This is a genomic window from Caulobacter sp. FV2ye17ST (assembly GCF_058680955.1).
Window position 1 is genome coordinate 2,040,771 of sequence record NZ_CM178727.1, and the last position, 21,530, is coordinate 2,062,300.

A 21,530-nucleotide genomic window follows, 5' to 3' on the forward strand; every position below is an offset into this window, starting at 1 on the left:
CGGCCGCCTTTTTCAACGAAATCGGCGCAGCCCGGCCCGATCGCCGCCCACGCGGTGGATGCAGGCAAGCTAGCTGCCCCAGGCCGCGCATCCTACAGCGCCCGGCCAACACGCTGAGCATCAAATCAGCAATCCGTTTGATGCGGATATTCCACGATCCTGCGCTCTACCCCAGCGGTCGTGGTGCTGGTGGGAGACCCGTTCCTGCCATCGTCAACGTCGCGGATTTCCGCTCCGGCGCTGTGGATGCCGCGCGCGGCGTTGGGCCGGCTAGCCACTCGGTGAGGATACGCCGCTTTGTGACGTCGCAACGCTCCGGGCCGAGCGCCGATGACGCGCTCCGGCGCTCCTGCGTGATCCAGCCTGACAATTGTGTGGGGGGGCTGCGGAGCGGCGGCGTCATTGGACAGAACGGCGCGGCGAGGCGTCCCATAAATGGAAGAGTTCACCATGGACAGACGCCGCTTTGCCCTTGCGATAGCTGCGCCTGCGGCAATGTTGACGTGCTGATCTCCCAACCGCAGCGCGAAGCTCAGCGTCCCGCCGGGCGGTAGGCAACGACGCGGCGGCCGTCGGGCGGACGGCCTTGCTGGATTTCGAAAGGATATGGGGTTGCACGAATAATGGCCGAAACCCTGATGGGTGTTCTCGTCCTCGTCCTCGCGGTCGGAGTTCTGGCTTACTCACTGACGGTGGGCGGCGTGGGCAGCAAGCTGGGCGGCTATGACGTCACGGCCAAGTTCGGCCAGGTCGGATCCCTAGCGCCGGGCGCGGCCGTCACCATGGCGGGCGTCGAGGTCGGCGCCGTTTCGGAAATCAGGCTGGACCCCCACACCTATCTGGCGGTGATCACGCTCCGCCTGGATCCGTACGTCAGGCTGCCCTCGGACTCCTCCGCGAAGATCACCAGCAACAGCCTGCTGGGCGGAGACCACGTGGCGATTACGCTTGGCGGCGCAACCGACGACATCAAGCCGGGCGGTGAGATCGAGACCACTCAGGGAGCATTCGAACTGTCGGGCTTGATCGGTTCGGCTAGGCGACCACAAGGCGGCGGAGGACGCGCCGCCACCGCTCCAGACAACCACTGAGATGGCCGCGGCCCACGTGCGGCCCACGTTGCGATCCGCGCCAATGTGCGCAGTTCATCAACGCTCGGGCCGGCGGGCCGATGACGAGCGTAGGCTAGGGCATGGCCTATTCAATCCGGAGGGTGGCGCTGCTGGCGGTAGGCTCTGCCTCTCAGGATCGAGCTTAGAACGGCAGCGCGATCGCACACGGTCGGCGCGGCGTGATGAGCCTCTCGTAGGTGATCAGGGCCCGGTCTGGGGCAACTTTAGGCTCGCTGGCTGTGGAGATCTGAACTCCAGTCCCGCGTTGATCAACCGATCGCCCTCCAGCCAGGGCGACAGGGCGCAGGGAACCCGCAACGCGATCCTTGAGGCGGTCCATCAGCGCGCCGAGGGTGTCGCAGTCGGCGCCGACCAGGTCGTCAATCTCAATGTCGAACCGATCCTCGATCGCGACCAGCACCGCCGCATACTCCTCCAACGAAAGCTGCAAGTCGCAGATCCTGGTCGCGCGGTGCAGCCTGGACCGAGCCAGACCCGCGCGGCTGGAGATCAGATAGGCGACATCGCCATCGGTCAGGAAGCCGTGAGCAAAGGGGGCGTCGTTCATGAGCGAGACTCCGTGAGGCTATGACCCAATGACGCCACGCGGCCACCGCCCACTCACCGAATTCGTCCTTTGCTTTGGGGCGGCGGCTTTCCGGTTGCGTGGACCTCGATGGTCTGGCCCCATGGCCCTTCGGTCGGCCTTGGCGGGCGCTCACGACATGATCGTGGAAGGTGATCGCGAAGCGTTCGCGTTCTTCTGTCGCTGGTCAGCCGGATGCGCCGGTTTCTCTAAACAGACGGCCATAGTTGTGACATTTCGCCGTGAATCTATCACGCTAAGCTTCACAAGAAGCGGCCTCTCGGACCGCGCCAGCCTATTTGGATTTGCCGTGGCCCTGCTTCCACCCGCCCTTCATTCGACGTCCCGCTGAAGAGCCGATGGTGGAGAGCCAATCGCCTCTTCTGGCGTCCTATCTTGAACGTCGCGACGACATGCGGCGGTTCTTCCTGGCCAGGCTGGGTCCCGACGCCGATGTCGAGGATCTCGTGCAGGACCTCTATCTGAAGGTCATCGCCCTGCATGATGAGCCGGTGAACAACCCGCCGGCCTTTCTCTACCGGCTCGCCTCCAACCTGATGCTGGACCGTCTGCGCCAGCGTCGCCGGGCCGGCGCGCGTGACGCCGACTGGCGCAGCACTCACCAGACCTCGGTGGGGCCCGTGGATGTCACCGACGCGCCCGACGCGGAATCGGCCATCATCGCGCGACAGCGGCTGGACAAGGTCATGGCCGCCCTGACGACGCTGTCCCCGCGCACTCAACAGATTTTCAAACTCCACAAGATCGACGGTCTGTCATACGCCCAAACCGCCGCCGCCTTGGGCGTCTCCAAAAGCTTGGTTGAGAAGCAGATCAGCCTGGCCCTGGGCCATCTTCATTCCCGGGTGACCCGATGAGCGCGACCAATCTGCATCATCCCCCCACAAACCGGGGAGGGGATGGTTGGACGGCGACGTCGTTGCGGAGAGGCTGGCCCGCATTCGGCCGCGAAGCCTCAGGTGACCGCCCATGACCGCTTCTCCGATCGATCCGATCCCGCAGACCGCGACAGACTGGTTCGCCCGCCTGCGCGACGACGCCGACCTCGACGCCTGGACGGATTTCCAGACCTGGCTCGAAGCCGATCCGGCCCACCGCCTGGCCTATGAAGACGTGGAGGCGCTATGGCTCGACCTGGAAGACCCGGCGGTCGAAGCCCTGTTGGCGACCGCCACGGCGACCCCTTCCACACCCAGCGACACCAGGACGCTTGAGCCCAGATCCACGGTCACGGCTTTCAAGCCGCGCTCACCTCGTTCAGCGCCCTGGCTGATCGCTGGCGGCGCCATCGCCGCCAGTATCGCGGTCCTGCTGTTGACGCCGAGATGGCTGCCCTCGGCCCCGACGGACTACGTCACCTCCAAGGGCGAGGTCCGGGCCGTTACCCTGGCGGATGGCTCCCGCCTGACCCTGGGCGCCGACACGCGGGTCAGCGTCACGATGCGCGCCGGACGCCGGGACGTCATCCTCGCGGACGGCCAGGCCGCGTTCGATGTCGTCCACAAGCCTGACAGCCCGTTCGTGGTCGCCATGGGCGATCAGCGGGTTCGCGTGATCGGCACCGAATTCAATATCTCGCGCCATGCGGGACGCACCGCCGTCACGGTGCGTCGCGGCGTCGTCGCCGTGGCGCAGGCGAGCGGCGGCGAGGTGCGGTTGACCAGAGGCCAGCAGGTTCTCCATACCGAGGGCTCCACGGTCCAGGAGGTGCGCGGCGCCGATCCCGAGGCGGTGTTCGCGTGGCGCGCTGGGCGGCTGATCTACGACAACACACCCCTGGCCGACGTGGTCGCCGACTTCAACCGGTATGGCGGCGCGCCGATCCGCATCGATCCCAGCGCGGCGAACGTGAAGGTCAGCGGTGTGTTCCTCGTCGACGGACAGCGGGCCATGGTCGAGCGATTGGCCCAGTTCAGCGGGGTGGCTGTCGTCACGCGCCCGAACGAAATCGTTCTGAAGGGACAATGATCGCCCGTTGTCGGTCATGGATTTCGTGAGTCGGCCCGCGCTGCGATGGGCAGGTTTGTCCGCGCTTGTCGCGGCGTCGCTCAGCCTTGGAACCGCCGCCGAGGCGGCGTCGCCCGACATTCGGCTGCGGTTGGCGCGCAAGCCCGTGCGCGCGGCCCTGATTGACCTGGCGCTTCAGGCGGAGGTCTCGCTGGGCGGCAATCTCGACGTCTGTCGCGGCGATAGCCCGACGATCGCCGGGCTTATGTCGCTGGAGACCGCCCTTTCTCGCGTGCTCGGCGGGTCCGGCTGCACCTTCGCGATCCTGGATCAGCGCACCGTCGTGGTGCGCGGCGCCCTCCCGAAGCGCCCGCCGGCGGCCGTCTACGCGCCGCGACTGGCCGCGCCGGTCGTGGCGGAAGCGGAGGGCGAGCTCGCGCTCGGAGAAGTCGTGATTACCGCCCAGCGCTTTCCCAACCTCCCGGGCCGGACCCCCTACGCTATCTCGGCGGTCTCCGGCGAGGCGATCACCCGCGAGCGCGCCTCCAGCTTGGCTGATATCGGCCTTCAGGTGGCTGGACTGACCACCACCAACCTAGGCCCAGGCCGCAACAAGATCCTGCTGCGCGGCCTTTCGGACGGGGCTTTCACGGGGCAGACCCGGTCGATTGTCGCCCTCTATCTTGACGAGGCGCCCATCACCTACAACGCACCAGACCCGGATCTGCGGTTGGCCGACATGGAGCGGGTTGAAGTCATGCGGGGCCCCCAGGGCACGCTTTACGGCGGCGGAACGATCGGCGGGATCGTTCGCCTTGTCACGCGCAAGCCCAATCTTGACGAGATCTCCGGTCAGGTTCTGGCGGGCGCCTCCGCCACCCGCCACGGTGGCGTGGGCCGCGAGATGGAGGGTACGATCAATCTTCCACTGCTGGCAGGAAAGGTGGCGATGCGGGCCGTGGCCTACGTGGAGAAGTCGCCCGGCTATATCGACAATGCCGGGCTGGCGCGCAACGACGTCAACGCCTCCGAGCGGAATGGCGCACGCCTGTCGCTTCGGGCCGTCCTGTCGCCCGCCTGGCAGGTCACGGCGGTGACCAACTTCCAATCGATTGACAATCATGACACCCAGTACGGTGTGGCCCGGTTGGGAGCGTTGAGCCGCGACAACGCCGCGCGCGAACCCAATACCAACAGTTTTGACCAGGATTCGCTGACCCTGACGGGGGACGGGGGCTGGGGCCGATTCACCGGTTCGGTTTCGCGCTTGGGTCACGACGTCGCCAGCCGCTACGACGCCACGAGCCAGACGGCCCCGTTTGGCCTGCCGGCGGGTCCGGCAGCCTTCGACGACACGCGAAGCACTGACCTGGTGGTCGGCGAGGTCACCTACGCCACGCCGTCCGGGCGGCGGCTGTATGGCCTTGTCGGCGCCTTCTTCTCCACCACAGAGGCCCGCTTGGACAGCGCCATGGCGCCGGCCACGACGGGCGGTGCGCCTGGCTATCAGGAAGCGCGCATCGACGATATCCGCGAAGCGGCGGTCTATGGCGAAGCCACCTGGGACCTGTCGTGGAGCCTGTCGGCCACGGCCGGCCTGCGTTGGTTCGACTACCACTATGGTGTCCGATCCCGCGTCGTTCAGGCAGGCGAGGTCCTCGCCTTTACAGGCGAAAACAGCGAGCGCGGGGTCTCACCCAAGATTCTGGTCAGCTATGCGCCGACGTCATCGCTGTTGGTGTATCTGCAGCTTTCCGAAGGCTATCGCCCGGGCGGATTCAACACCGGCGGAAGGATTGGGCAGGTGTTTGGAAACCTTGGCGCCCTGCAACGCCAGTACCGCCCCGACGAGCTCTGGAACCGCGAGGTTGGCGTCAAGCTGACGGCTTTCGATGATCGCCTGCGGATGCGCGCCGCGGCCTTCTATGCCGAGTGGGGTTCGATCCAGAGCGACCAGTACCGCGCGGACGGCCTGGGCTACACAGTCAATGTCGGCGACGGCGACAATACGGGCCTTGAAGTCGAAGGCGCCTGGCGCGCCAGCGACCACTTGGAGCTGAGATTGGCGCTCCTCGTCAACAATCCCAGTCTGTCGCGATTGAGCCTGGATCCGGCGTCGGTCGCGAGCGCCGGCTTGGCGGGGATTTCCAGCGGATCGGCCAATCTCAGTATCGACTACCACCGACCTCTGGCCAGGGGCCCCACCTTGCGCGTTCGTGTTCAAGCCGCCCACACGGGGGGCACGCGACTAGGGTTGGACGAGGCCACTGGACGACACTTGGACAGCTACTGGACGACATCAGCCAGCGCGGCGTTAGAAACCGAGCGCTGGACCCTTGAGGCCTATGTCGATAACCCCTCCGACAGCCACGCCAACACCTTTGCTTTCGGCAATCCGTTCGCCCCGCGGAGCGACCAAGCCATCACACCTCTGCGGCCCCAAACCACCGGTTTTCGGCTTGTGTCGCGTTTCTAGACCTGTTGCATCGCGACTGTGCGTGACGCTGCAGACATCGGGCCATTGCCGCGTCGCGCTCCGACCCATGATCCGCCCACACCAGTGTCAGTATCCGGCGACCTGGGGCGTGAAGGTCGCCTATCTGGAAGGCGTTGAAGGTCTGCAACTGGCGCGCAGCAGTCCGAGCGACAGGGAAGGAGGGAGACCCGACGATCGCCGGCCCCGCTGAGCGACATTTGGAAAACCTCAGTCGTTCGACACCGGCGCGGCGCTGTGTTTGGGGGGCGCGCGCACGCCCAACACTTTGGGATGGCGGGCGGCTGTCACGGCCACGTCGGCGGGTATGCCTGTGAGCGGGCCTGAAAGGAACGCCGCCAGGATGTCGGCCGCCGCCTGGTGTGTGGCTGCGGCCCCGCGGCCACCACCCATCACCTGCGCCAACAGCCAACGGCCCGGCGGAGCGAAGAAGAAGGGCACATCGGTGAAGCTGTAGTGGTTGGCGTTCTTGATCTCAAAATGGCAGCCGGGCGCGGTCGAACGGGCGAGCAGCTTGCCGTTACCGTTGATGAAGAGGTCGCTGTGGTGCGTCTCAGCATAGTCGCTCTGAAGAAGCATGAAGGGACGGGTCAGTCGGCGATCCGGCAGGTCGCCATAGGGCGTACCGTCGATGTTGGCGGCTGCCACGACGCGTGGGTCTTCGCTCATTGCCATGGCTGAAACCGCTCCACCGAAGGAGTGGCCGATCACAGCCACTTTCGAGGCGTCGATCCGACCGCCCCGCAGCAGTGGCGACAGGGCGCCTGGACGTGCGAATTGGTCGATGACGAAGCGAATGTCGGCGGTCCGCACGACCTGCTGGTTGGGCATGAACTGGGTGCGGTCCGGCGGGAATATCTCCTGGAGGCCGACCACTTGGCCGTTCGGAAGCTGGGTCACCGCCGACTCATAGGGATGGTCCAGAACGAAGACGACGAAGCCCCGGCTGGCAAGCCGGGTCACCAGGCCGGTATAGATCGCGCGGGGCGCGTCGTAACCCGGCGAGAAGATCACTACCGGCCAGGGCCGACCGCTGGGCGCGAGTGGCGCCAGCGCCTTGGCGTGGGTATCGATCTGGCCGTAGCGACGCAGCACGAAGCTGGGCATGACGCTGACCATGTCGGGCATTTGGCCGATCCCATCTATGTAGGGGGGGCGCGCGCCGCCGCCGGAATGTTCGCTGCCCGTAGTCGGATACCAGGCCTGGGCGATCACGCTGCGCCGGTCGCTCGGGTCGGCCGTATGCGGCTCGCCCCGCGAGGAGTCGGTCCAGCGATAGACTTGGGTCGCGATGGCGTAGCGTCCGTCGGGCGGCGGCAGCGTCGGGACCGCAGGCAGGAACCAGACGCCGATGCAGGCTGCGGCGATTCCTGCCAGACCGATGCGGCCGATCCAGCGCGGTACGGCATGCGTCCGCACCGGCGGCACGGCGCTCAGCGCCAACAAGAGACAGGCCGGCAGACTCTGCCAGGTGAAGCCGCAGAGAGCCCATTGGGCGGCCGCCAGCGATAGGCCAAAGCCGGCAGCGGCCATCCGCAGCGTTGGCCGCCAGCCTGGCGCGATCAACCGCCAAACGGCCAAGGCCAGCACCACTACCAGCAAGATCAGATCAGGGATCAACATCGCTCGCTCGGCTCTCTGCATTTACGCACACAGCGGGCTCTTCCCCGCCATGGCGTCATTGTCCTAGCCAGCATCAAGCCGGTGCGATCAGCAACTTCAGTCGAAAGCCAGCTGCAGACGGCGGGGTAAACGTCAGCAACGGGCCTGAAGCGAAACTAGTCGCGAAGGCAGCATCCTGACCTTCGCACGGTGGGGACCCGTGGCCAGTTCTTGGCGCGATCCCAACGCAGCTAATGGCGCAGTGTCATCACGTCAGAATCTGCGTCGACCGATCCTGCGGAAAGCCGCGTGAAGCCCGGTGGCCAGACCTCCAGCCCTGAGAGCACTGTCCATGGTCGACGCCTTGCCCTGCATGGCGGGCTTCTCGCCGTGCAAAACCGTCCACCGCCAAGCGCTCGCTTCGGCGCGAACGCTCAGTCGATAGGTAGGCTGGGTCTGGGATCCATCCATGTCGCGTTCTCCCTTGTGACCTGGCGAGACTGCCGGGACCCTGTGCAGGGGCGACGGTGGCCGATGTCGAGAAACGGTGCAGACGGTTAGATGGAGGCGCGGGGCAGGGCTATATCGAAGGCCGCGCCCGCCGGACTGTCGACCAGGGTGATCGCGCCATGGCTGGCGGCCAGCAAGGACTGGGCGATCGATAGACCCAGACCCGTGCCGCCCTCAGCGCGGCGGCTGGTGAAGAAGGGCTCGAACAGCCGGCCACGATCGGCCGAAGGCACGCCGGGGCCGTCGTCGGTCAGACGCAGGATCACCGCCTTGGCGGTCTGCCTGGCGGTTACGGCCACGTGCCGCGCTCCGGCCTGGCGGCTATTTTGCAGCAGCACGCCCAGCACGGTGTCGAGAGTGGTCTCAGGCACGGCCACGGATGGCAAACCAGCGGGCAGGGCGAGCTCGACCGTGAGGGTCTCGCCATCGAAGGCGTCGGCCGCGCGGCTAATCGGTCCCGCCAGCGCGACCACCACGCCGGCTTCGGGCCGGGCCATATCAGCCCGGGCCAGGTCCAACAGACGGGTGACCAGCTTGGACAGCCGCACGGAGTCGGCCGCGACGTTATCCAGGAAGCGGCGACGCTCGACGGGACTCATGGTCTCGCCATGATCTTGCAGAAGCTCAACGGCCCCGGCGATGCCGGCCAAGGGCGTCTTGAACTCGTGACTTACAGCGGCGGCGAAGTCGCGAAGATAGCCAGATCTACGGTCGATCGCGTGGGCCATGGCGCGGAAGTCCTCGTACAGCGCCTGGATCTCGACGGCCGCCGTGGTAGGGGTTTCCGGCAACATGCCCCGGCCGGCGGCTACCTCGCGCGACGCCGCGCTCAGCGCCTCAATGGGCCGCGTCACCCCGCGCGAGACCAGACCCGCCAGAACCACCAGAACGGCGAAGATTCCCGCCACGCCCAGCGCAATCTTGCCCCGGTCTTCGTAGAGGCCGCGAAACAGCGCTCGGGGTGAGCGCGACAGCAGGATCACCCCCACCGTCCGCCCATCGACCACGATGGGCCGGGCGTGGTGCAGCCGCACCCCGGAGGCTCGGCTTAGCCACTCGAAGGCGTAGCTGGGCCGATAGTCGCCGTTGCGCCGTAGGACCGAGCGAGGCATGCCAGCCAGGGCCGCCCGGATCTCGGGCAGGCCGGAAAGATCGCCGCCGACGCTTTGGCCACGCGCCACCAGCCCGTGCCGGTCCAGGATCTGGATCGAGGCCAGGGTCGTGCGGGTTGTACGCTCGATCAGCGGATCTACGCCGCGCGCGACGGCGATCGCTGCGGGATCGACGGCCGTCGTCGTCGAACGCGGCGCCGGCCGCTCGGGCAGGACCTGGGAGGTGCGCAGGTCGATCGTGGTCGGCTCGGGCGCGTAATAGCCGGGGGCGTCGCGATCGGCCTGGCGCTCGGGCCGCGCGCCAGGCCAGGCCAGGGCGGCCGCGGCCGACAGCGCTGCGCCCTGGGCCACCAACTCGGCCTCGGTCTGGCGCACCAGGGTGTTTTCGTAGACGCGCAGGAAGATCGCGCTGATCCCGGGCATGGCGGCGGCGAAGAACAGCACCGCGAACAGGATTATCCGCAGCCGTAGGCGCGGCCAGCGACGCTTAGCGAAGGCCTTGATCGCGGCAATCAAGCCGGTCCGCCCAGGCAGGTCCCCAAGCGATAGCCGACCCCAGCCCGGGTCTCGATCACGTCATGGCCGCCCAGGCTCGCGAACTTACCCCGCAGGTTGCGCACGTGGCTGTCGACAGTGCGGTCAGTGATCGCAAAGCCTGGTCCGCGCAGGCGATCGATGATGGCGTCGCGGGTGAAGACCTTGGTGGGAGCGGCGGCCAGGGTGCGCAGGATCCCGAACTCGGTGACGGTCAGCGGCAACTGCTCTCCGTCCCAGGCGGCGCTCCAGGCGTCGGGATCAAGGCTGAGGCGGCCCCGGGCCAGATGGTTCTCGGGATCGGCCTTTCCGGGGCCCCGCGCCCGGCGCAGGATCGCGCCGACGCGGGCGACCACCTCGCGAGGGCTGAACGGCTTCACCACATAGTCGTCGGCGCCCAACTCGATCCCCAGCACGCGGTCGATCTCCTCGTCGCGCGAGGACAGGAACAGGATCGGCAGGTCGCCTTCCGCCCTAAGGCGGCGACAGACCTCCAGCCCGTCCATGCGCGGCATGTTGATGTCCAGCACAACCAAATCCGGCGCGGCCTCGGCCGCCATGGCCAGGGCCGCCTCGCCGTCCGACGCCTCGCAGGTGATGAAACCGGCCTTCTCCAGTGCGAAGGCCAGGAGCTGGCGGATATGCGGGTCGTCGTCGATGATGAGGATCCGATGCGGCATGGGCTCATGTTCCGGGTTGTGACGCGGCGGTCAACGGCGGAGGTGATCGGACCGGCGGCGGAAGCCTGACCGCCAGGGCCCGCGCCTCGTCCAGCCGGCGCTGGTCACGCCAGGACCAGGTGCGCCAGTCGGACTGCTTGCGCCGCAGATCGGCGGTCAGCTTGAGCCGTATCGCGGCCAGCGCCTCGCGCTGCTGCGTCGGCGGCAGGCGGCCTTCCAGCGTCGTCAGCGGAACCAGCGCCGCGCCGCCCAGGCCGCGCAGATAGCCAAGGTCGAGCGGCGGGCCGTGGCCGCCGATCTCGCGGGCATTGCGGGTATTCCAGTGAGCGGCGACTGCGCCCAGGTCGATGAGGCTGGTCGCCAGCAGCATGGCGGCGGCGGCCAAGACGTTGGCGTTGATCAGCCAGCTCGAGCTCTTGTCCCGCAGCAGGCGCACGCCGATCAGGATCAGCCCAACGGCCACAAGTCCCATCCAGGCCAGGGCCGAGATCCGCAGCCGGGTCAGGCCATAGGCCTCGACATAGTCGACGGTGCGCAGGGCGCTGGAGGCCACCAGCAGCAGGTTCTGGGCGACGAACAGCACCACCATCCGCCGCACCATCGGCCGGCCGGCCGTGGACGAGCCCGGTCGCAGGGCGACCAGCACGAAGGCCCCGGCCAGGATCGCGGTGGCGATCAGCAGATAGGCGCCGCGATGGGCGTATTCGGCCAGGGTCACGCCTGCGGGCAGGGGGGCGCCGCTCCACAGGAACGCCACGTCCAGCCCGTTCTGCAGCGCGAAGAGGGCGTTGAACACCGCCAGCGACAGGGTCAGGGACGCCGGGGTCACGCCGAACACCTGCAGGTCGCCTCGGCCGTCGGGCGGCGCAAAGGCGCGGCGTGGGCCTCTCGGGCGCAGAAAGCCCCAGAGCGTCGTTGCGGCCGCCACCCAGAACACTCCACGCGCTAGGTCCATGCGCGGAAACCGGATGGCGGCGAGGCTGGCCTCGATGATCGGGTTGGCCGCCGAGAACAGGGCGATGAACGCCAAGCCGCCCACTAGAGGTAGGAGTAGGGTGGACAGCTTCATCCGCCTTGGCGGGGGCGAGCGTCGGCCCAGACGCGGGTCACGCAATCGTCGCAGGTCCGTCAAGGGACGCAGCAGGCCGCGCGTCGCGCCGACGATCAGGCGCTGGGCCCACAGCCAGGCGTCGTAGCCGCCGGGCGCGCGCGGCGACAGCGCGGCCATTCCCAAGGCCACAAGCAGGAACGAGGTGACCGCGACGGTCGGGCGCTCGATCAGCAGGAGCGCCATGCTCGCGGCGAGCGCGATGACAATCAGGCCGCGCCGATCGCGTCGCAGGGCCGGAAACGCCGCCAGGGCGGCCGTGCTCAAAGCCAGTCCGAAGAGCCCCAGGTTCAAGCCCGGCTCATGGCCATAGAAGAGTTGGTCGACGATCACGACGAGGCAGGCGGTGATCGCAGCCTTGGCGCCAAGGGTCGGGCGCAATGTGGGCAGTCTTGGCATGGCGTCTACGGACCTCAAGGATGAGGGCTCGTAGTTGCGACGCCGACGTCGAGCGGTGGCGAGCGCAGAGTGCAGAGAGACCATTATCTCGATGCAGATCTCGTGCAGTTCAACCCGGCCCCAAGGGCGAGGACTTCAGCTAGAGCGCGACATTCTGTGAACGTCCGCTTCTCGGAACTGCACCAATGTCCGCAAATAGCGCATACCCGACGCTCAACTTGCGCCCGCGCAGCCGCGCTTCAGGCTGCCTAGGAGGCCACGATGAAGCCGCCACTCCAATCGCTCGCCCCACTTGCGCGGCTGTCGGAGGAGCAGGTCGAACTTCTAGCTCGTCGCCTCAAGGCTGCGCGTATCCTGGTGAGCAAGCCGCATCGCTCACGCTACGACGTCGAGCTAGCCGCCGAGGAAATCGGTGTCCACGCCTCGACACTCTACCGCGATATCAGGCGACCGGAGGGCAGGGGGACTATCGAGGATCTCGCACCCCGCAACCAAGGCTGACCGACGCGCGCGGACGAAACCAGGCGTTCTTCGATCGCGCCGGGATCTCGGGACGGAGTTTCTTCTCGCCCAAGGAGCCGCGGGCTTGGCCGTCGTCAGGTGAGCAGGGCGGATTTACCGACCCGCTTCAACTCCGCCTTCAGCCACTTCTTGTAAGACGCACTGGTGTCTTTCACCGCCTCATTCAGATCGGTTTCGTGGATGTCGAAATCATCGGGCAACCTCCTGCAAGGCTCTACCACCGGCTCGCTCATCCACTGACAAAGCGTCGAGCGAGCGTCGCCCAGTGTGTGGGCGAATTCCGCGCCGCCGATCCCTAGATCCGCGAGCAAGAGAGACCGGAAATAATACGGAGTGGTCATCTGTTTGGCCTCAGTAAACCAAGGCGTGGATTTTGCGATCCGGCGGCCTAAGCCGTGCACATAGAATAGCCCATATGCAACCGATATCAATCGCACCTACCTGGTGGCAGGCGGCGCAGGCATCCGGACCGGGGTGAAGCACCCCAACAGCTTGGTCGCAAGGTTGGCGTCGGAAATCGCAAATACGTCGAACGCCGAGAGAACGGGAGTCCAGACAATTGGAGTCAGGATCGGCTCGGAAAGCCCCAAATTGTTGCAAATCCCGATTTTCCAGCCAGAATCCAGGGGATTGTGTCGCTGACTCCTAACCCCGAGATTCAGCATCACCACGAACGTGTGGATTTCTGACTCCTATTTGCGCGACCGACTCCTATCGCGCGCTTCCTGACTCCAAATTCGACGACGGACGACGATAGCGCTTACGGGCCACGCCGGCGGGCCGCTCTATGGATCTATAGAGCGTCGAGCGAGCGACGCCGAGCGTGCGGGCGACTTCCGCGCCGCTGATCTCCGGATCCGCGAGCAGACGTTTCGCATGTCCGATCTGTTGCGCTGTCAGCTTTGAAGGGCGACCACCGAGTCTTCCGCGCGCCTTTGCGGCCGCCAAACCAGCGACCGTGCGCTCCCGCACCAGATCTCGTTCCATTTCCGCCATCGCGGCCATCACGTGGAAGAAAAAACGTCCGGCCGCTGTCCCCGTATCAATGCCATCCGTCAGACTGGCGAAGTGGGTCCGTCTAGCCTCAAGCTGAGAGGTGAAGTCGACGAGCTGCCTCACCGAGCGCCCGAGACGATCAAGCTTCCAAACCACCAGGGTGTCGCCAGCGCGCAGATGTGAAAGAGCGTCGGCCAAGCCCACGCGATCACCACGACCGCCGCTGGCGTGGTCCGTAAAAATCCTCTCGCAGCCAGCCTTAGTCAGCGCGTCGATCTGGAGATCGAGGCGCTGGTCTGCCGTGGAGACGCGGGCGTAGCCAATGAACATGCCGCGATTGTCTCAAATCTCGTGCGAACCACCAAACGCCCGACTTTGATTTCGCGACACGGTTTTAGGACCCCTCACGTTCAAGTCAGCCGGGGGAGGGGGCGTTGTCTCGGCAGGGGACCGAATAACCAGCGTTTTTCGGACAGCGTGAACGGTCAGACATGACTCTAAGCGGAGGTTGGGAACGTCCGCTTGTCGGCGGCTCAGCCGAGGCGCGAAGTCTAAGGCTCAATCCTCAACTGAGGTTCGGTACATTCCGTGGATTGCACGCAGATTGCGTACCTCGGCCGCAGGTTAACCGGCGACGTTTTGCCAAGCGAGCACCCATGGTTGCGCTTTTTGTCTTTCGCAATCGGATAGGCGAACCTCAGAATCCAATTGGGGATATCGTTGAGCGAAGTTGGCGGCCAATTGTCGGCGGGAGCGTCAGCAGTTGGCCACCACGGCCGCCTAGCTGTTCACTTCCCGGCGGGCTCCAATGTCTGTTCCTGGATCGGACATTGCTCTGCTTGAGCGCCCCTCGGGAGCTTTCGGAACAAAGGCGCCGCCTTCTGCTGGTCGGTGGGCAGGAGCGCTGAGCGGTGGTCCTCAAAAGAGGAGCGTGGCGATGCGCCACGCTCCAGGATCCGAGATCGATGGCGAACGGGAGGTCGGCTCGGCGGCCATCACACCGAAGCGTGGCTATGGTCCGATCTCAGCGCGTCAGAACTTGACGCTGAGCGCAGCCCCATAGCTCCGGGGGCGTCCGGGGAAGCGGACCACCACGTTGGCGTTGCTGCTGACCGCGCTCCAGTAATATTCATCGGTCAGGTTGCGGCCCCAGAGGGAAACCTTCCAGCGCTGGTCCTGCGCAGACAGGCCGACACTGGCGTTCAGCAGGCCGTAGTCGTTGATCACGAACAGCGGATTACCCTCAAGGTCGGCGTGCGACTTGGCCTGGTAGCGGCCGTTCAACGCGGCCTGCAGCTTGAGACCGTTTTCGAGGTCGTGATCGAACAGGGCCGTCAGCCCGCCCTGGAACTTTGGGCTGTAGAGGAAGGGCTTGCCATCGAAGCTGGCGGCCTGGCCCGAAGCGTTGATGCCGTTGTAGCCTTTCACCTCCGTATGCAGCCAGGTGGCGGAGGCGATAAGGGTAAGGCTCCGTGAGGCGCGCCAGGTGATGTCGCCGTCAAGACCATAGGCCTCACTGTCGGGCACGTTGGCCAGGCGCGAGAGGGCGGTATAGATCGGATCGGCGAAATAGACGCTGAGCTGCTTGTCCTCATAGTCGTAATAGAAGGCTCCGAGATTGGCCTGGACGCGGCGGCCAAACAGTCCCGCCTTCATGCCCACCTCGTAGGCGGTCAGCATTTCCTGCCGAGCCGGGGCGTTCTGGGTCGAGATATTGGCCGCGTTGATCGGCGTGGCGCCGGCCTTGGCGCCGCGCGAGACCGAACCAAACAGCAGCACGTCCTCCGAAGCCTTCCAGTCCAGAGCCACGCGCCAGGCGACATTGTCCTCGTCCAGCTTTGACGAGACGAAGCCGAAGCTCTTCTTGACCGGATCGAAGGTGTTGCAACCGCCCTGGACGATCGGCGCGGTCATGCCATAGGCGGCGAAGAACAGGGCCCGGTTGACGACATTGACGTTGGGCAGCATGTCGCCGTTGAAGTCGCGTGAGCAGCCGACATAGTCCTGCTTGTCCTGGCTGTAGCGGATGCCCAGGGTCAGTTTCAGGGCGTCGGTCAACTGGTGGTCGGCGTTGGCGAAGACGCTCCAGGTGTCGGTCTCGATATTGCCAACGTCCTCGTAGGTGCGGAACGCCTGGCTCATCTGCAGGGGCGTGTAGCCGCCGCTGTTGAAGGGCGAGGCCAGCAGGGTCGAGCCGTAGTAGCGGATCAGGCCGACATTGGCGTTCTGGCCCAGCAGCGTGCGGTTCATGTCGAGGATCTTATCGTGCGCCACATAGGCGCCGACCAGCCACGAGCCGTTGTCGGTCGAGCCCTCGAAGTGCAGTTCCTCGGCGGTGGACTCGATGTGGCCCTTGGCTTTCTGGACCAAAATCTCGTAGGGCGCGCCGCTCCAGTCGAACACGGCCCGACGGTCCAGCTCGTTGTAGCTGGTCAGCGAGATCAGGCGGACCTTGTCGCTCAAGTCCCAGGCGATGCGCAGCTTGCCGGCGTGGAAGGTGTCGTCCTCGGCCGGGGCGTCGGCGATGCCCAGGCCCGCGCCGATGTCGGCTCCGCGCGCCGTGCGCGAAGCCCAGTCGGCCTGGCTGGCCTTGGTCGGCTTGTTGGCGGCGATATAGGCCACCAGACCCGGGGCGTTAAACGGGCTGGCCGCCGTGGCTGGCGTGAAGCCGATGCCCTGGGCGGCCACGGTGTCGGAAGTGTTGACCCAGCCCGAATAGGAGATGTCGATGGCCACCGTGTCGGATGGCTGGATCGCCAGGGCCGCGCGCCAGCCGGCCCTGTGCAGCTCGCCCTGGCGCTCGCCGCGGGCATTGCTGACCTGCCAGCCCTTGTCGCTGTCCTCGGTTCGGAAGGCCAGGCGTCCCTGGATCCGCTCGCCGAGCGGACCGCTGATGAAGCCTTCGAAATTGTGGGTCTTGTAGTCGCCGACCTCGGCGGTCAGCGAGCCTTCCTTCACCGCGCTGGGCTTGCTGGTCACGAAGTCGATCAGGCCGGCGGTGGTGTTGCGGCCGTAGAGCGTGCCTTGCGGCCCCTTCAACACTTCGACCCGTTCCAGATCGAACATCGGGCCGGTGTTCATGAAGGGGTAGGCGTAGGCGACCTCGTCGACATAGGTCCCGACGGTCGACGTAGCCGACAGGTTGATGGTGTTGAAGCCGATACCGCGCAGTGTATAGGTCGGTACGCCTTGATAGCTCTGGCTGACCGTGAAGCTGGGGGCGATGGCCGAGAGGTCCTTTGGGTCGGTGATGCGCAGCTGCTGCAGCGTCTCGCCGCTGAACGCCTGGATCGGCATGCCGACGCTGTTGGCGCTCTCCTCCCGCCGCTGGGCGGTGACGACCAGGGTCTCGATGGTCAGGCTGTCCTTGCCCGTATTGTCCTGCGCCCACGCCATTGTCGGCAGAGCGGCGAGCAGGGCCAGCGCTGACGCGCCAAATGTCAGCCCAAGACGCGATGGTCCTTGCATCCGGTATCCTCCCTCTGGCCACGCCTGCATCGGACGTGGCTCTGACTGGAGCGTGCGGGCGTCGCCGGGACCGAACAAGCTATCGGAAATGATAGGGCGGCGGGGTCAAAGGCCCAGCACCAGCTTGGCGATGATGTCGCGCTGGATCTCGTTGGAACCGCCATAGATCGAGGCTGCGCGGTTGTTCAGATAGCGGGCCATGGTCGTCAGGCCGTGCTCGGGCCCGACATAGGGCTGGTTCGAGCCGGCCTCTCGCGCCTGGGGCTGGTGGATGGCGGCATAGGCTCCCAGCCCGTCGACCGCCAGCTCGTCCAGGCGCTGCAAGGCCTCGGAGCCCTGGGTCTTCAGGATCGACGAGGCCGGGCCGGGATTGGCCCCACAGGCCAGGGCGCTGAGCGCGCGGCGCTCGGTGATGTCGATGGCCAGGGCGGCGATCTCGGCCTCCGCGAGGCGCCGGCGATGGTGCGGATCGTCCAGCAGGCTAATATTGTCGTCCCCGGTCGTCTGGCCCGCGTTCGCGCGCAGACGTTCGAGCCCCGCGTCGAGGCCGGCCGCGTAGCCGCCGCCGCGCTCGAATTCCAGGAGGCGCTTGGCGACGGTCCAGCCCTGGTTCTCCTCGCCCAGCCGATCTGCCTTGGGCGTGCGGACCTCGTCGAAGAACACCTGGTTGACCTCGTGTTCGCCGGCCAGGGTGACGATGGGCTCGACGCGGATTCCGGGCAGGTCCATCCGGATCAGTAGGAAGGTGATCCCGGCCTGGGGCTTGCCCTCCGAGGCGGTGCGGACAAGGCAGAACATGTGGGTCGCCAGATGGGCGTGGGTGGTCCAGATCTTCGAGCCGTTCAGCACGTAGTCGGCGCGGTCGGGGACCGCCCGCATCCGCAGCGAAGCCAGGTCCGAGCCCGCGCCCGGCTCTGAATAGCCCTGGCACCAGTAGTCCTCGCCCGACAGGATGCGTGGCAGGTAGCGAGCCTTCTGCTCGGGGGAGCCGAACATCATGATGGCTGGCGCCGCCATGCGCAGCCCCATGGGCGCGAGGCCCGGCGCGCCGGCGCGGGCGCATTCGGCGAAGAAGACGTGCCGCTGGATCTCGCTCCAGCCGGGGCCGCCATACTCGACCGGCCAGGTGGGGGCGACCCAACCCTTGGCATGCAGGATCTGCTGCCAGGCCAGGCTGTGGGTCTTGTCGCAGAACACGCTTGTCATGCGTTGTCCGGCCGCGCGCAGCTCCGGCGTCAGCTCGGCGGCGAGAAAGGCCCGCACCGTGTCGCGAAAGGCCAGGTCCTTGGCCGACAGTTCAAGCTTCACCCACATCACCTCGCGGCGGGCGCACCGCTGCAACCCGCCGCGAGGCTCGCCAAGGCGGCCCCCGCGCGCAAGCTATCGGAACTGATAGGGGGTTTCCGTTAGGGATCGTTGCGCCGCGCGGATGGCTGGGTCATCGTCAGGGGGCGGTGAACGAGGGTGGGACGATGAGCGCCGAGCGCGCACCCGCGGCTTCGGATTTGGAGGTGGTTGAGCGGCTGGCGCGTGAAGTCGATGCGCTGGGCCGCGAGGTCGGCCTGCCGTTCATCGCCGTCAGCGCCGATATCTCCAGCCCCAGGCCGATGGTCGGCATGGGTGGCCGGCCCCTGGCCGAGAGCCTGTTCCGCTGGATCGACCCGGCGCTGGAATACTGGCGCGACCGGGCCTTCGCCCTGCGCGCGCCGTTCGTCTTCGCCACTCGCCTGACGTCCGAGCCATTCTACTTCTCGGATGGCCGCCTGCGGACCTGGCGACCGACGGGCTGGACCGAGGCCATGGGCGCGATCGACCCGGGCGACATGTTCGGCGTGGGCGCCGCGATCATCGCTCCGGCCTATCTGCCACGCGGTGTGATCGGGGCGGTCGTCTGGGCCTCGCCGGACGCGCGGGTCGACGTGGCCGAGATTTTCGCGACCCGGGCCAGCGAGTTCCATCTGCTGGCGCTGCGCCTGACCGGCGCCTATCAGGAGGCGGCGCTGGGCGCGCGCAAGGATATGGCGCGGCTGACCCGGCGCGAGATCCAGTGCTTGAAATGGGCCGCCGCGGGCAAGACCGATGGCGAGATCGCCACCATCGTCCAGATCGCCACGCCGACCGTCCGCTTCCACATGATCAACGCGGCCGACAAGCTGGGCGTGGCCGGCCGCTCCCAGACCGTCCACCGGGCGGCGACGCTCGGCTATATCGGCGCGGCGGAGCGTTCGTAGGTGGGCTTGGCGCGTGAGCGGCCGTTGAGCGGTAGGACGAATGTCCGGTTTCTGAAGAGTCTCAAAGATCCGCTTCTGGCGCTTACATGACCTTGGGAAGGTCCGATCGCTGGTGGTGGACTGATGCGCCGACGGGGCCAGCGCCTCGCGCAGGTCGGACAGGACTAGAGTTATCTGAACATCGGGGCCGCGCCTCAAACGAGATAGCCAGACCGGCGTGCCGACTTAGGCCGGCGCCTACGATCAGGGCTCAACTGTGTAAAATATGGGCGACTGCGAGGTTGTGCGGCGTAGAGTGTCTGCGCCGGTTACCGTTCAAGCCGTCTCCGCCCTAGGCATGCGCCATGCGCGTGCTTGTCATCGACCCCGATCCTGCCCGAGCCGCCCTGGTTGCCGAGGGCCTGCTAGGCATCGATCCGCTCGAGGTGAGACAGGCGGCGCTATTCGACGAGCGTGAAGTGGCGGCCTTTGCCCCCGATGTGGTGGTCATCGCGGCCGATAGTCCCGACCGCGACACCCTGGAGAGCTTGCGGGAGGTTACGCACGGCAACGCTCGCCCGGTGGTGATGTTCGTTGATCGCTCCGAACCGGGGCTGGCCGAGCAGGCGGTCCGGGCGGGTGTTGCGGCCTATATCGTCGATGGCCTTGCCCCAGGGCGGGTGCGACCGATCCTGGACGTTGCCATGAGCCGCTTTGCCCTGACCCAGCAATTGCGCGGCGATCTGGCCAAGGCCAAGGCCGACCTGGAGTCTCGCAAGATCGTCGAACGGGCCAAGGGTCTGTTGATGAAGGAGCGGGGGCTAGACGAGGACGGCGCCTATCGTCTGCTGCGCAAGCTGGCGATGGACAAGGGCCGGCCGATCGGTGCGGTCGCCGCCGATTTGATGGCCTTCGCGGGTATTCTGAAAGGAGACGCCTCGTGAGCGGTCTCGTCGATCTGCGCCTGGGCTTCATCCCCCTGACCGACTGTGCGCCGCTGGTGGTGGCCAAGGCCCTGGGTTTCTTTGCCGAAGAAGGGCTGGAGGTGAGCCTCAGCCGCGAGGCCTCGTGGGCGACCCTTCGCGACAAGGTCACGGTTGGCGCCCTGGACGGGGCGCACATGCTGGCGCCGATGGCCCTGGCCTCCACCCTGGGAGTGGCGAGCGACGCCGTGCCGATGATCGCGCCGATGGCTTTGAACCTGAATGGCAGCGCCATAACAGTCTCGACGGCCTTGGCTGATGCCCTGCGCCAAGTAGATCCCGAGGGTATGGCCCAGCGGCCGATCACGGCGCGCCCCCTGGCGCGGCTGTTGGAGCACCGCCGGGCGTCTGGTGAGCCGCTTCTGACCTTCGCCGTGGTCTTCACCTATTCAATGCACGCCTACGAGCTGCGCTACTGGATGGCCCAGGCGGGGATCGATCCGGACCGGGACATCAAGCTGGTGGTCACGCCACCGCCGCGCATGGTCGAGCACCTGCGATCGGGCGGCGTCGATGGGTTCTGCGTCGGCGCGCCGTGGAACGCGGTGGCGCTGCAGGAGGGGTTGGGCGAGGTGCTGATCAGGGCCTCGGAATTTTGGCCCGGCTCGCCCGACAAGGTGTTCGGGGTCAAGGCGCAGTGGGCCGCGACCTATCCAGACGAGCTTCGCGCCGCGCTCAGGGCGATCATCCGGGCCTCGGCCTGGGCTGACGATCCAGCCCATCGTCAGACGCTCGTGGAGTTGCTGGCCTTACCCGAGCACATTGGCGCGCCCGCAGAGTCCATCGCCTGGGCATTGGAAGACGAGATCGTCTTTCATACCGGCGCGGCGGGACTGCCGCGGCGGGAGCACGCCCTCTGGTTCTTGTCGCAAATGGCGCGTTGGGGTCAGGTTGAGGTTCAGCAGGATCTTGGGCGCGCAGCCGACCTTGTCTATCGCCCTGACCTTTTTCAGGCGGCGGCGATCTCGCTGGGCCCTGTCATCGAGCCCGCAGGCGCGTTCGCAGAGGCAGCCAACGCCCCGTCCATGGTCCTGTTCGACGGCCTGGAATTCAGCCCCGAGGCGGCCGGACTCTATGCGGCAGCCTTTCCTATTACCCGCTTGAAGGCCTGACGGGGCAGGGCGCAGCGGTCCTTGAGGTCGCACAAACGCGCGGAATACGGGCACGGTCCTGCTGAGAACTGCTGTTGCGCTGTGCAAAATGCGCCGGTGACGGAGCGCACTAGGCGATAACGCCGTTTTTCGAT

Annotated in this window: 17 protein-coding genes; 8 read left to right on the top strand and 9 right to left on the bottom strand. The window is 66.5% G+C overall.

What is annotated here, in order from left to right; translation table 11 throughout:
- The first annotated feature begins 623 nt into the window (after positions 1–623).
- Positions 624–1,091: an MlaD family protein gene (locus ACW17V_RS09915; RefSeq protein WP_492108646.1), complete on the top strand. Its 468-nt coding sequence runs from the start codon at positions 624–626 to the stop codon at positions 1,089–1,091.
- A gap of 163 nt (positions 1,092–1,254) precedes the next feature.
- On the opposite strand, the gene ACW17V_RS09920 is transcribed toward ACW17V_RS09915, so the two are convergent.
- A complete protein-coding gene (locus tag ACW17V_RS09920; RefSeq protein ID WP_492108647.1) occupies positions 1,255–1,680 on the bottom strand; it encodes a hypothetical protein in 426 nt (141 codons plus the stop codon).
- A 377-nt stretch (positions 1,681–2,057) separates the two neighbouring features.
- Between ACW17V_RS09920 and ACW17V_RS09925 the strand changes: the two genes are divergently transcribed.
- The 3 genes from ACW17V_RS09925 (at position 2,058) to ACW17V_RS09935 (ending at position 6,142) form a co-directional block, all read left to right on the top strand.
- Positions 2,058–2,576, top strand: a complete 519-nt coding sequence (locus tag ACW17V_RS09925; protein WP_492108648.1) for an RNA polymerase sigma factor — start codon at positions 2,058–2,060, stop codon at positions 2,574–2,576.
- Between the two features lie 112 nt (positions 2,577–2,688).
- Positions 2,689–3,687 carry a FecR family protein gene (locus tag ACW17V_RS09930; RefSeq protein ID WP_492108649.1) on the top strand — a complete coding sequence of 333 codons (999 nt, stop codon included), beginning with the start codon at positions 2,689–2,691 and terminating at the stop codon, positions 3,685–3,687.
- A 16-nt stretch (positions 3,688–3,703) separates the two neighbouring features.
- Positions 3,704–6,142: a TonB-dependent receptor gene (locus ACW17V_RS09935; RefSeq protein ID WP_492108777.1), complete on the top strand. Its 2,439-nt coding sequence runs from the start codon at positions 3,704–3,706 to the stop codon at positions 6,140–6,142.
- A 228-nt stretch (positions 6,143–6,370) separates the two neighbouring features.
- Here ACW17V_RS09935 and ACW17V_RS09940 read toward each other — a convergent pair whose 3' ends face one another.
- From ACW17V_RS09940 to ACW17V_RS09955, 4 genes are all read right to left on the bottom strand, one after another.
- Positions 6,371–7,783 carry an alpha/beta hydrolase family protein gene (locus ACW17V_RS09940; RefSeq protein WP_492108650.1) on the bottom strand — a complete coding sequence of 471 codons (1,413 nt, stop codon included), beginning with the start codon at positions 7,781–7,783 and terminating at the stop codon, positions 6,371–6,373.
- Positions 7,784–8,319: 536 nt separating this feature from the next.
- Positions 8,320–9,900 carry a sensor histidine kinase gene (locus tag ACW17V_RS09945; RefSeq protein WP_492108651.1) on the bottom strand — a complete coding sequence of 527 codons (1,581 nt, stop codon included), beginning with the start codon at positions 9,898–9,900 and terminating at the stop codon, positions 8,320–8,322.
- On the bottom strand, positions 9,897–10,598 hold the full coding sequence (locus ACW17V_RS09950) for a response regulator transcription factor (RefSeq protein WP_492108652.1): 702 nt from the start codon (positions 10,596–10,598) through the stop codon (positions 9,897–9,899). The genes ACW17V_RS09945 and ACW17V_RS09950 overlap by 4 nt, the downstream gene beginning before the upstream one ends.
- 4 nt (positions 10,599–10,602) lie before the next feature.
- Complete coding sequence (locus tag ACW17V_RS09955; RefSeq protein ID WP_492108653.1) at positions 10,603–12,105, bottom strand: DUF4153 domain-containing protein; 1,503 nt, start codon at positions 12,103–12,105, stop codon at positions 10,603–10,605.
- A 261-nt stretch (positions 12,106–12,366) separates the two neighbouring features.
- Between ACW17V_RS09955 and ACW17V_RS09960 the strand changes: the two genes are divergently transcribed.
- Positions 12,367–12,606, top strand: a complete 240-nt coding sequence (locus ACW17V_RS09960) for a hypothetical protein (protein WP_492108654.1) — start codon at positions 12,367–12,369, stop codon at positions 12,604–12,606.
- Positions 12,607–12,701: 95 nt separating this feature from the next.
- Here ACW17V_RS09960 and ACW17V_RS09965 read toward each other — a convergent pair whose 3' ends face one another.
- From ACW17V_RS09965 to ACW17V_RS09980, 4 genes are all read right to left on the bottom strand, one after another.
- On the bottom strand, positions 12,702–12,968 hold the full coding sequence (locus ACW17V_RS09965; RefSeq protein ID WP_492108655.1) for a hypothetical protein: 267 nt from the start codon (positions 12,966–12,968) through the stop codon (positions 12,702–12,704).
- A 370-nt stretch (positions 12,969–13,338) separates the two neighbouring features.
- Positions 13,339–13,953 (bottom strand): recombinase family protein, encoded by a 615-nt coding sequence (locus ACW17V_RS09970; RefSeq protein WP_492108656.1) that lies wholly within the window; start codon positions 13,951–13,953, stop codon positions 13,339–13,341.
- Positions 13,954–14,655: 702 nt separating this feature from the next.
- A complete protein-coding gene (locus ACW17V_RS09975) occupies positions 14,656–17,091 on the bottom strand; it encodes a TonB-dependent receptor (RefSeq protein WP_492108657.1) in 2,436 nt (811 codons plus the stop codon).
- Positions 17,092–17,196: 105 nt separating this feature from the next.
- Positions 17,197–18,399: an acyl-CoA dehydrogenase family protein gene (locus tag ACW17V_RS09980; RefSeq protein WP_492108658.1), complete on the bottom strand. Its 1,203-nt coding sequence runs from the start codon at positions 18,397–18,399 to the stop codon at positions 17,197–17,199.
- 164 nt (positions 18,400–18,563) lie between these two features.
- On the opposite strand from ACW17V_RS09980, the gene ACW17V_RS09985 reads away from it, so the two are divergent.
- From ACW17V_RS09985 to ACW17V_RS09995, 3 genes are all read left to right on the top strand, one after another.
- On the top strand, positions 18,564–19,322 hold the full coding sequence (locus ACW17V_RS09985; RefSeq protein WP_492108659.1) for a helix-turn-helix transcriptional regulator: 759 nt from the start codon (positions 18,564–18,566) through the stop codon (positions 19,320–19,322).
- A 344-nt stretch (positions 19,323–19,666) separates the two neighbouring features.
- Positions 19,667–20,245, top strand: coding sequence for an ANTAR domain-containing response regulator (locus ACW17V_RS09990; RefSeq protein ID WP_421736419.1), 579 nt, complete (start codon positions 19,667–19,669; stop codon positions 20,243–20,245).
- Positions 20,242–21,396 carry a CmpA/NrtA family ABC transporter substrate-binding protein gene (locus tag ACW17V_RS09995; RefSeq protein ID WP_492108660.1) on the top strand — a complete coding sequence of 385 codons (1,155 nt, stop codon included), beginning with the start codon at positions 20,242–20,244 and terminating at the stop codon, positions 21,394–21,396. Before ACW17V_RS09990 ends, ACW17V_RS09995 begins: the two co-directional genes overlap by 4 nt.
- Positions 21,397–21,530 lie beyond the last annotated feature (134 nt).